Origin of the sequence: Gilliamella sp. Occ4-3, from assembly GCF_001690675.1 — a bacterium.
GTDB classification, from domain to species: Bacteria; Pseudomonadota; Gammaproteobacteria; order Enterobacterales; family Orbaceae; genus Gilliamella; species Gilliamella bombi.
In genome coordinates this window covers 1-11,230 of sequence record NZ_LZHR01000064.1, presented here as the reverse complement: position 1 = coordinate 11,230, position 11,230 = coordinate 1, and the positions used below count along the sequence as shown (strand labels likewise).

9 protein-coding genes are annotated in these 11,230 nt (G+C 35.3%); 5 read left to right on the top strand and 4 right to left on the bottom strand.

Annotated elements, in window-relative coordinates; all coding sequences use genetic code 11:
* Nucleotides 1-273: 273 nt before the first annotated feature.
* Nucleotides 274-1,617 carry a prephenate-dependent tRNA uridine(34) hydroxylase TrhP gene (gene trhP, locus A9G44_RS07310; protein ID WP_065610101.1) on the top strand — a complete coding sequence of 448 codons (1,344 nt, stop codon included), beginning with the start codon at nt 274-276 and terminating at the stop codon, nt 1,615-1,617.
* 59 nt (nt 1,618-1,676) lie between these two features.
* Here the strand turns inward: trhP and proA are convergent, their stop codons facing one another.
* The 4 genes from proA to gpt form a co-directional block, all read right to left on the bottom strand.
* On the bottom strand, nt 1,677-2,930 hold the full coding sequence (gene proA / locus A9G44_RS07305) for a glutamate-5-semialdehyde dehydrogenase (protein ID WP_065610099.1): 1,254 nt from the start codon (nt 2,928-2,930) through the stop codon (nt 1,677-1,679).
* A 170-nt stretch (nt 2,931-3,100) separates the two neighbouring features.
* Entirely contained in the window at nt 3,101-4,210 is a 1,110-nt protein-coding gene (gene proB / locus A9G44_RS07300; RefSeq protein ID WP_065610097.1) for a glutamate 5-kinase, read from the bottom strand.
* A gap of 22 nt (nt 4,211-4,232) precedes the next feature.
* Nucleotides 4,233-5,489 carry an alpha/beta hydrolase gene (locus A9G44_RS07295; protein WP_065610095.1) on the bottom strand — a complete coding sequence of 419 codons (1,257 nt, stop codon included), beginning with the start codon at nt 5,487-5,489 and terminating at the stop codon, nt 4,233-4,235.
* A gap of 23 nt (nt 5,490-5,512) precedes the next feature.
* The gene (gene gpt, locus A9G44_RS07290) at nt 5,513-6,049 is read right to left on the bottom strand and encodes a xanthine phosphoribosyltransferase (protein ID WP_081296839.1); all 537 of its coding nucleotides are present in this window, start codon (nt 6,047-6,049) and stop codon (nt 5,513-5,515) included.
* A gap of 146 nt (nt 6,050-6,195) precedes the next feature.
* Between gpt and A9G44_RS07285 the strand changes: the two genes are divergently transcribed.
* From A9G44_RS07285 to A9G44_RS07270, 4 genes are all read left to right on the top strand, one after another.
* Nucleotides 6,196-7,659 (top strand): aminoacyl-histidine dipeptidase, encoded by a 1,464-nt coding sequence (locus tag A9G44_RS07285; protein ID WP_065610093.1) that lies wholly within the window; start codon nt 6,196-6,198, stop codon nt 7,657-7,659.
* Nucleotides 7,660-7,896: 237 nt separating this feature from the next.
* The gene (gene argC / locus A9G44_RS07280; RefSeq protein ID WP_065560031.1) at nt 7,897-8,907 is read left to right on the top strand and encodes an N-acetyl-gamma-glutamyl-phosphate reductase; all 1,011 of its coding nucleotides are present in this window, start codon (nt 7,897-7,899) and stop codon (nt 8,905-8,907) included.
* A gap of 78 nt (nt 8,908-8,985) precedes the next feature.
* On the top strand, nt 8,986-9,765 hold the full coding sequence (gene argB / locus A9G44_RS07275) for an acetylglutamate kinase (protein ID WP_065606314.1): 780 nt from the start codon (nt 8,986-8,988) through the stop codon (nt 9,763-9,765).
* A 104-nt stretch (nt 9,766-9,869) separates the two neighbouring features.
* Complete coding sequence (locus A9G44_RS07270; protein ID WP_065560029.1) at nt 9,870-11,114, top strand: argininosuccinate synthase; 1,245 nt, start codon at nt 9,870-9,872, stop codon at nt 11,112-11,114.
* Nucleotides 11,115-11,230: the final 116 nt, after the last annotated feature.

Genomic DNA, 11,230 nt, shown 5'->3' with positions numbered 1-11,230 from the left:
AAACCTGCATTAGTTTTATATTTTAAAGAGGTTAATCCTATGCCAATTAGAGAATACCGATGGGATGAATATTTACCATTATTGAATAATAAAACCTAACTTATCATACTTAAACAAAGTGAAAAGTGTCGGGAAAAGCAATAACTGAAAGTTTTTCATATTTTGGAATATAATAAATTTGCCAACAAATAGCCTAAAGCGTAAAATGCCCATCCTATTTTGCTTAACCTATTACTTATAAGTAATACTGACCTGAAATCAGAGGCATTTTTAATGACAAATTTATATGCAAAACCAGAATTACTTTCTCCTGCCGGTTCTTTAAAAAATATGCGTTATGCTTTCGCATATGGTGCAGATGCTGTTTATGCCGGCCAACCGCGATATAGTTTACGAGTTCGTAATAATGAATTTAATCATGAAAATCTAGCAATTGGTATTAACGAAGCACATGCTCAAGGTAAGAAGTTTTATGTAGTTGTGAATATAGCACCACATAACTCGAAGTTAAAAACTTTTATTCGTGATTTAGAACCCATTGTAAATATGAAACCTGATGCTTTTATCATGTCAGATCCAGGTTTAATCATGTTAGTTCGCGAACATTTTCCTGATATGGAAATTCACTTATCTGTACAATCGAACGCTGTTAACTGGGCAACAGTAAAATTTTGGCATAAAATGGGATTAACTCGAGTCGTTTTATCGCGTGAATTATCACTTGATGAAATTGCTGAAATCCGTGAAAAAGTTCCTGAAATGGAGTTAGAAGTGTTTATCCATGGTGCATTGTGTATGGCATATTCTGGGCGCTGCTTGCTTTCGGGCTATATTAATAAGCGTGATTCAAATCAAGGGACATGTACTAATGCCTGCCGTTGGAAATATAAAGTTGCTGAGGGTAAAGAAGACGAAGTGGGGCAAATTGTACATAAATGTGAACCGATCTCGGTAAAACAAGTTGAACCAACATTAGGAATTGGTCAAACTACTAGTAAAGTATTTATGCTTGAAGAATCAGGTCGCCCAGGTGAATATATGCAAGCTTACGAAGATGAGCATGGTACATATATTATGAACTCAAAGGATTTAAGAGCAGTGGAACTAGTAGATGATTTAACAAAAATTGGTGTACATTCGCTCAAGATTGAAGGAAGAACTAAATCTTTTTATTATTGTGCAAGAACAGCACAAGTGTATCGCCAAGCTATTGATGCGGCGAGTGAAGGTAAACCTTTTGATCCTCGCTTGTTACAAGAGCTTAATGCACTTGCTCATCGAGGGTATACGGAAGGATTTTTACGTCGCCATAAGCATGAAGAAATGCAAAACTACGAACATAGCCATTCAGTTTCGGAAAGGCAACAATTTGTTGGTGAGTTTAGTGGTGAGCGATTAAATGGATTGGCTGAAGTTATCGTAAAAAATAAATTCTCTGTTGGGGATAGCGTTGAAATGATGACACCGAAAGGTAATAAAACTTTCACGATTGAGCGAATGGAAAACAAAAAAGGACAACCTGTTCCTGCTGGTTTAGGTGATGGTCATATTGTTTATATTCCGATTCCTGAAGAAATCGATTTAAATTATGCATTATTAATGCGTAATTTTGATTAGTTTGGTTAAGCATAAAAACTGTTCGGGATGTCCGAACAGTTATATTAAACAGAATTTTATTATTGACGAATTAAATTGTCTCCATAACCTATCCATTTATAGGTAGTTAAAGCTTCGAGTCCCATTGGTCCGCGTGCATGTAGTTTTTGTGTACTAACTGCTACTTCTGCACCTAATCCAAATTGCCCACCATCAGTAAAACGTGTTGATGCATTGACATAAACTGCAGCTGCATCAACCTGATTTACGAACTGTTCTGCATTAAGCAAGTTACGCGTGAGAATGGATTCCGAATGCCCCGTACCATACTCGCGGATATGCTCTACAGCCAATTCAAGTGAATCAACAATGATCACATTTAAATCTTTTGATAACCATTCTTGCCGTAATTCTTCATTTTTTACTGGTAGGATAGTTGCATTACCTGTTTTTAATATGTCATAACAGTTTTGGTCAGTATGTAATACGACGTTATTATCTGCCATGACCTGACAAAGTTTTGGTAAAAACTGCTCCGCAATATTTCGGTGGACTAGTAACGTTTCAAGCGTATTACAAGTGCTTGGACGCTGAGTTTTGGCATTGACAATAATTGGTAGAGCATTATCAACATCAGCACTTTCATCAACAAAAATGTGACAGACTCCAATACCACCTGTAATGACAGGTATTGTTGAATGTTCACGGCATAATTTATGTAAAGATGCACCTCCTCGGGGGATAATCATATCGATATACTTATCGAGTTTAAGTAACTCATGAATATATTTACGATCAGGATTATTAATATATTGAACAGCTGTCTGGGATAAACCAACTTGTTTTAACGCTTTTTGAATAACAGAAATTGTGGCCATATTAGTATTGATTGTTTCTTTACCCCCGCGAAGTATTGCGGCATTGCCTGTTTTTAAACAAAGAGCTGTAATATCAATGGTTACATTTGGTCGAGCCTCGTAAATCGCACCAATAACGCCAAGTGGTACTCTGTGACGGTGTAACTTTAAACCGTTTTCTAAAGTAGAACCATCAATGATTTGACCAATAGGATCAGTTAATGAAATGATTTTACGGACATCATTGGCAATAGATGATAGTCGCTTGGGTGTTAAGAGTAGACGATCTAAAATGGCTTCGTTTAAATTTTGTTTTTTCGCCGCTTGGATGTCCTTTTCATTTGCAATGAGTATACTTGCGCTATGCTGTTCTAATAAATCAGCAATAACCATCAAAATGTTGTTTTTCATTGCGGTAGGACATTGTGCTAGTTGATATGAAGCAAGTTTAGCCGTTTTACCCATTTGCTGTAACATTGTTATCACCACTATTTTATATTACTATTTAGTTGTTTTATATTATTTATTTCTTTTAATAATGATTGCTTATCATCATCAGTCATATAATTTAAATCTATCTACTGCTAACCAATTAGCAATTATACCTCCAATAGCTAATCCCATGATTTTCCTTCCTTGTTTATTATTTATTTTATTATCATATCATCACGATGAACAGCAACGTGACCATATTCATAGCCAATAATTTGACTAATTTCTTGAGAATGATGCCCAGCAATTTGCCTTAAAGCATCACTGTTATAACGACTGACACCTCGCGCAATACGTTTGCCAAATTTGTCGCAAATATCAATAACTTCACCGCGAGAAAAATCTTTCTCTACGCTGATAATTCCTTTAGGTAATAGCGAACTACCGTTATTTAAAATCGCATTAACAGCACCATCATCTAATAACACTTTTCCTGCTTTTGGTGCACCAAACAACCAGTGTTTACGATGTTCTAATGGTGTTTTTTGCGGTGAAAAATGTGTTCCAATCGGTTTATTATTGACAATATCAATAATAACATTTGGTTTATTTCCTGCAGCGATAATAACTTCTATACCCGCACTTCCAGCTACCTCAGCTGCTTGTAATTTTGTGCTCATACCACCCGTGCCAAGCCCTGAAACACTACCACCTGCGATACTTCGCAAATTATCGTCAATATGATCAATTTCATGAATTAACTTGGCATTTTTATCAGCTCTTGGATCGGCTGTATAAAGACCTTCAATATCGGTTAATAAAATCAACTTATCTGCTTCAGCTAAAATGGCAGCTAGCGCTGATAAGTTATCATTATCGCCAACTTTAATTTCTGCGGTTGCAACAGCATCATTTTCATTGATGACAGGAACAATATGATTATCTAACATTGCTTTTAAAACGTCTTGGGCATTTAAAAATCTTTCACGATCTTCAAGGTCTGCACGGGTAAGTAACATTTGACCAATATAGATCTTATAGATTGAAAATAGCTGTTCCCAAAGTTGAATAAGCTTACTTTGTCCAACAGAAGCAAGTAATTGCTTTGAAGCAACAGTATTAGGTAGGGTAGGGAAGTTAAGATATTCGCGTCCCGCTGCAATTGCACCAGATGTAACAATGATAATTTTATGTCCATCTTGATGTAGACTTGCGCATTGTCTTATCAACTCAACTATTTGTGCTCGATCAAGTTGTTTTGTTCCACCTGTTAGTACACTGGTACCTAATTTAACAACCACGGTTTGTTGTTTTTTAATAGTCATAGCATATTCTTATTTTTTCAGGTTATATAACAGATTTCATCCAATTTACTGATTGTGTTAACGCCTGATGCAAACTTTTTTGTAACTGTGTTTTAGGTACAGTTATTACTTTATTTTGTTTGATTGAATGAATTAATTTTGCTTCACAAAGATCACTTAACTTATCATCCTCAAAGATGATATTCATAACAGGAACATGACAAGTATGAGTTAAAAGTCCTTGATTTTTTAGTGAAAAATAATTTAATTCTGCTGCCAATTGTTGGTTGGATATTGAAGGCAATCCCAAACGGCTAGCTAACATATCTTTATAACTATTCGGTAGATTTTTTTGCAGATCTTTATCAACAAAGATTTGATGAATAAACGGAGTAAAGTTAAATACGCCTTTTATTTTATTTGGCATCAAATAAGCTAAACGTGTGGCAATATGCGAACCAAACCTAAATCCAGCAACAATAATCCGATGATCATCTATCCATGGAACAGAAGACAACTGCTCTAATATAGCTTGATGAATTTGGCTACTATTTTGTGATAAAGCAAAGTTACGGCTATAACCAACAGTTGGTAGATCAACAGTTAGCATGGCAAATCCATGCGGCGCTAAAAATTCACTAAAATAACGATAATAATCGATCTGCAAATTGCCTAACGCATTACAAATCAACACAACAGGGCAAGTCCCTTCGCATTTTGGTAAATGTAAAATTGTTTTGACACTACGATTATCGACTTTAAATTCCAGTTCTTTTATCAAAAATGGTGAAAATTGAAGAGCTTTTGCATAATACTGATAAGCGCATGTTTGGGCATACATTGCTAGTTGGTCATTTTTAAAATGAGGATAACTAGCAATACTTGCATATATGCTGGCTATGAGATAATAATTGTGTAAATTATTTTTATTTTCATCTATAAGATTTGCTTCATCAATTGATTCAGCTTTAGCTTGCCATACTGCCGCTTGATTTAAAAATTCATAGACCCAGTTGCCAGATTGATAGCCAACAACAGTGTCTAGCCAGGTATCATTTGTGTGGCGTCGAGTTGAAGCGGCAATTTTTGATAAAACCGCTTCAACCTCTAATTTGGGTAATCCACGCCAATGCCACAAAATGGGATTAATAACTCGATACCATCTGGAGTCAACTTCCCCATCTAAGGCGCTAATGCTACTACCATTACTATTATCAATGCGATTGATAAGTGTTGAAGTTTCAGGATAATCAAATTGTGGTTTAAATATCTGTTCAGTTAGATTTTCGGTAGTTGCCATAACAACCTTAACTTCCTTATCAATTATTTATGATCGCTAATAGGCTTAACAAACATAACACCGGTATCCCATGGCTGTTCAATCCAAGTATCTTGTGCAATATCGACAACATAATCATCAACAAGTGGTTTACCAGCAGGTTTTGCAAAAATAGTTACGAAGTGAGCTTTAGGGTACATTTCGCGAATTGTATGAGCAGTGTTACCAGTGTCAACTAAATCATCAACAACAATAAAACCTTCACCATCGCCATTAGCTTGTTTTAATATTAGTTTTTCACGTTGATGATCATGATCATAACTTGAAATACAAACGGTATCGACATAGCGAATACTTAATTCGCGCGCTAAAATTGCCGCTGGAACTAATCCACCACGACTAACGGCAATAATACCTTTCCATTGATTTGCAGGTAATAAGCGTTCAGAAAGTTGGCGCCCATAGGATTGCAACATTTCCCAAGTAACATTGAATTTTTTCTTTTCAGCAATAAGTTCTGCTTTATGTTGTTTTTTGGCTTGGATTTCTTCTTCTGTTAATAAAATTTGATCTGTTGACATTGAGTAACCTGCAATTTTAATCGATTGTATGAATAAATAAATATTAATGAACTAAAAATAGATGTAAAATTGCACCTTATTATAATGTGATTCAATAAAAAAAACCACTCATTAATTTATTACATACTTAATATTGAGGTTATATTATGCTTTCTACCTTAACGCCTAAATTTGTTTGGCAGATTTTTAATGATATCTGTAAAATTCCGCACCCATCTCACCATGAACAAATGATAACTAAATATATCGTCGATTTTGCTAAAACTCATGGTATTGATTGCAAACTTGATAAAGTAGGTAATATTTTGTTAAGTAAACCTGCTACCAAAGGTATGGAAGAGTGCCCATCAATTGCATTACAGGCTCATATGGATATGGTACCACAAAAAAATGAAGGTACTAGTCACGACTTTTTAACTGACCCAATTCAAGCTTATGTTGATGGCGAATGGGTAAAAGCCAAAGGAACGACATTAGGTGCTGATAATGGCGTTGGGTTAGCATCTGCATTAGCTGTTTTAATTGATCCTGCTGTTGAACATGGACCAATTGAAGTATTGATAACAGTATCAGAAGAAACTGGTATGCACGGTGCCTTTGGTTTACAACCTAATTGGCTAAAAAGTAACTATCTAATTAATACTGATTCTGAAGATGAAGGCGAAATATTTACAGGTTGTGCTGGCGGCGTTGACTTTACTACAACCTTTGCTGTTACTTATGCAGTAATGCCAGAAAAGCATGATTGTTATATGAACATTTCACTTAAAGGATTAAAAGGGGGGCATTCAGGTTGTGATATTCATCTTGGTCGTGGAAATGCAATTAAATTGATGGCTCGCTTTTTAGCACAATATGTACAAGATATCTCGTTTAGATTAGCTGATATAAAAGGTGGTTCACTACGTAATGCGATCCCAAGAGAAGCCTTTATTGAAATTACACTAAATAAACAAGAAGTGCCAAAATTAGAAGCCATTGTTAAACAGTATCAAACAATTTTACATAGTGAGTTAGGTCATGTAGAACCTGCTATCGAAATAACGTTATCGGAAGTTGAATCAAACAAAGTAAAACGCGTATTAACTACAGAGCATCAAAATAAAATCATAAGCTGGTTAAATTCAGCGCCTAATGGTGTAGTTAGAATGAGCGATCAACTTCATGGTGTGGTTGAAACATCGCTCAATTTAGGTATTGTTAGTATTGAGGACAATCAACTGAATGTCCATTTTCTTATTCGTTCTCAAGTCGATAGTGCTAAAGATGCGGTTGTATCAACATTGACATCACTTAGCCAATTAGTGGATGCTAATTATGAAATAAGTGGCGGTTATTCAGGTTGGGAACCTAATTTAGATTCACAGCTTTTAAAGCTTGCTAAAGATAAATATCACGAAATTTTTTCTCAGAAAGCCAAAATAATGGTGATTCATGCAGGGCTTGAATGTGGTTTATTTAAACAAAGTTACCCAAATCTGGATATGATATCAATTGGACCAACGATTGTTTCGCCACATTCACCAGATGAAAAAGTTAACATTCAAAGTGTTTATCGTTATTGGGAATTATTGATAGCGATATTAAAATCAGCAACTTTATTAAAATAATCCAACACCTCACCTGCCGATCTTTATCGGCAGGCATTTCGAACAGATTACTCGTGTTTATATTTACTAAAAAACAATTTAATACAACATAATACGTTAGAATATTTGGGTGTCTGCAAAAAATGTTTGAAATTAAATTCACAAAAAGTGAATAAAAATTCATTTTGTGCTTGTAATAGCCTTATAAATAACCTACTATATGCACATTATTGCATAAAAAATAGATAAGGGTAGGGTATGTTAAAAGCAATTATTGTTGGTGCAAGTGGTTATGCAGGGGCAAAATTAGCTCATTATTTACACAAGCATCCGCATATACAACTTATTGCTTTAACTGTGTCTGAAAACAGCCAAGACGGTGGTAAGCTTATTTCTGATTATGATTTACACCCTCAATTAAAAGGTGTTGTTGACTTACCACTTATTGCCACTGCAGATTATTCTGCCTATATCAATGATCTTGATATAGTTTTTTTAGCTACTGAACATGTAGTCAGCCACAATATAGCTCCTTATTTTTTAGAACATGGTTGTACAGTTTTTGATTTGTCGGGTGCGTTTAGAGTTAACTCTGCTACTTTTTATACCGATTATTATGGTTTTACTCATCAGCATCCAAAATGGTTAGATAAAGCAGTTTATGGCTTAGCAGAATGGAATAGTGAACAAATCAAACAGGCACAACTGATTGCTGTACCAGGATGTTACCCTACAGCATCACAATTACCATTAAAACCATTAATCGAGGAGGGGCTATTAGATAATTCACAATGGCCTGTTATTAATGCTGTGAGTGGGGTGAGTGGAGCAGGGCGAAAACCTTCGCATAATAATATATTTTGTGAAGTAAGTTTACATGCCTATGGACTTTTTACTCATCGGCACCAACCCGAAATTGCAACACATTTAGGTCAAGAAGTGATCTTTACACCTCATTTAGGCAGTTTTAAACAAGGTATCCACGCCACAATTACTTGCCGAGTAAATGAAGGTGTTACATCACAAGATATCCTCAAAGCTCTAAATAAATATTACAAAAATAAGCCTTTGATTAGAATTTATCAAAAAGATTGGCCAGCATTAAAATCTGTCATTGGTTTGCCTTATTGTGATATTGGATTTGTATTAAAAGATCGTCATTTAATATTAATTTCTGTTGAAGATAACTTATTAAAAGGCGCAGCAGCACAAGCTGTGCAGTGTATGAACATTCGATATAATTTTGATGAAACCACGTCATTATTATAAAAATGAGTGAATTATTTCAAAAGCTCTGTACAAAATTTTTAATGAATTAAAAGTAGGTTAAATTAATAGGAAACTAAAATGAAACCATTAATTATAAAACTTGGAGGCGTATTGCTCGACAATAAAGATGCCTTAAGTAAATTATTTGACGTTATTAGTGAGTACAAAAAAAATTTTCAACGATCATTAATTATTGTTCATGGTGGTGGTACGGTAGTTGATTCATTAATGGATAGGCTTTCTTTACCCGTAGTCCGTCGCAATGGATTACGGGTAACTCCTGCTGATCAAATTGACGTTATTGTTGGTAGCCTTGCTGGCAGTGCCAATACTACTTTATTGTCAGAAGCAAAAAAACAGCAAATAGCAAGTGTAGGACTCTGTTTAGCTGATGGTAATAGTGTAGAAGTTAAACAAATTTCAGAAGATTTAGGTTATGTTGGTGAAGCCAAAGCTGGCGATCCTACATTAATCAATCTACTTATTAATTCGGGTTACCTTCCCATTATTAGCTCGATTGGTATTACTCAAGCGGGACAAATGATGAATGTTAATGCCGATCACGCAGCGGTAGCACTAGCTAAGACCTTAAATGCAGATTTAATATTATTGTCTGATGTAGTTGGCGTACTTGACGAAAACAAACAACGCATTGAATCATTAACTCAATCACAAGCGGAGCAACTGATTGCTAAAGGTGTTATTACAGACGGCATGGTTGTTAAAGTGAATTCAGCTTTCGAAGCCGCCAAGGCCTTAGGACGACCAATTGATATTGCTAGTTGGAAAGAATCCCACCAACTCATCGAATTATTTAATGGGCAATCAGGCACTACAGGCACAAGAATCATTGCTTAGATATTGAGCAGCTATTATATTAAGCTAGTTATCTATATCTAACGATTAATAAAAAAATATTTTTAACTCATTTTTATCGTCAGTTAATTTAGAAAGGGTATAACATGGAAAAAAGTGGAACAAAAAAGGTCGTATTGGCTTATTCAGGTGGTTTGGATACATCAGCAATTATTCCTTGGTTGAAAGAAAATTATGGTGGATGTGAAGTTTATGCCTTTGTTGCTAATGTAGGTCAAGATCCAAAAGAACTAAAAGATGTAGAAAAAAAGGCTAAAGCATCGGGTGCAGTTGCTTGTAAGGTTGTTGATTTAAGAGAAGAATTTGTTAAAGATTACGTATATCCAGTCTTAAAAACAGGAGCCTTATACGAAGGAACTTATTATCTTGGTACCTCCATGGCTCGTCCAATTATTGCAAAAGCGCAAGTTGAATATGCGTTAGAAGTCGGGGCTGATACACTCTGTCACGGAGCGACTGGTAAAGGCAATGACCAAGTGCGTTTTGAAACAACCTATACTGCACTTGCACCACAACTTAAAGTGATTGCTCCTTGGCGTGAATGGGATCTGCGTTCACGCGAAGCATTAATTGATTATTTAAAAGTTCGTAAAATTCCAACAACTGCAACCGTTGAAAAAATTTACAGCCGTGACGAAAACGCATGGCATATCTCCACTGAAGGTGGTGTGTTAGAAAGCACATGGAACCAAGCTAATACAGATTGCTGGGCTTGGACTGTTTCGCCTGAAGATGCTCCAAACCAACCAGAATTAGTAACCATTGGTATTGAAAAAGGCGAAGTGGTTTCAGTAAATGGGAAAAAATTATCACCATATAACTGTGTTGCAACATTAAATAAAATTGGTGCAAAACATGGTGTTGGTCGAGTTGATATCATTGAAAATCGCTTAGTCGGTATCAAATCGCGTGGTTGTTATGAAACGCCTGGCGGCACAATAATGATGACAGCATTACGTGGTTTAGAACAATTAATATTAGACCGCGACAGCTTTAAATGGCGTGAACAACTAGGTATTGAAATGGCTTATGTTGTTTATGATGGGCGCTGGTTTGCACCATATCGTCGATCAATTCAAGCCGCGGCTGAAGTTTTGGCACAAGACATGACGGGTGAAGTAGTGGTTAAACTTTATAAAGGTAATGCAACTGCCGTGCAAAAGAAATCACCAAATAGCCTATATAATGAAGAATTTGCTACATTTGGTGAAGATGAAGTTTATGATCATAGCCATGCAGGAGGATTTATTCGTCTATTCTCATTATCATCACGTATACGTGCTTTAAATGAGGAACAGCAAAAACAAACTGCCAAAAAAGCGAAAAAGTAAACGCCAATTTGCAAATAAAATAGCGATAATAATAAATATATACAGGCAATGTCCTGTATATATTATTTTTATTCTTGATTAAATTTAATTTTATTATAAAAATAAATATATAAAAC

Coding starts and splice junctions, on each gene's coding strand:
- trhP (WP_065610101.1), top strand. CDS start 274: ATGACAAATTTATATGCAAAACCAGAATTACTTTCTCCTGCCGGTTCT.
- proA (WP_065610099.1), bottom strand. CDS start 2,930: ATGTTACAGCAAATGGGTAAAACGGCTAAACTTGCTTCATATCAACTA.
- proB (WP_065610097.1), bottom strand. CDS start 4,210: ATGACTATTAAAAAACAACAAACCGTGGTTGTTAAATTAGGTACCAGT.
- A9G44_RS07295 (WP_065610095.1), bottom strand. CDS start 5,489: ATGGCAACTACCGAAAATCTAACTGAACAGATATTTAAACCACAATTT.
- gpt (WP_081296839.1), bottom strand. CDS start 6,049: ATGTCAACAGATCAAATTTTATTAACAGAAGAAGAAATCCAAGCCAAA.
- A9G44_RS07285 (WP_065610093.1), top strand. CDS start 6,196: ATGCTTTCTACCTTAACGCCTAAATTTGTTTGGCAGATTTTTAATGAT.
- argC (WP_065560031.1), top strand. CDS start 7,897: ATGTTAAAAGCAATTATTGTTGGTGCAAGTGGTTATGCAGGGGCAAAA.
- argB (WP_065606314.1), top strand. CDS start 8,986: ATGAAACCATTAATTATAAAACTTGGAGGCGTATTGCTCGACAATAAA.
- A9G44_RS07270 (WP_065560029.1), top strand. CDS start 9,870: ATGGAAAAAAGTGGAACAAAAAAGGTCGTATTGGCTTATTCAGGTGGT.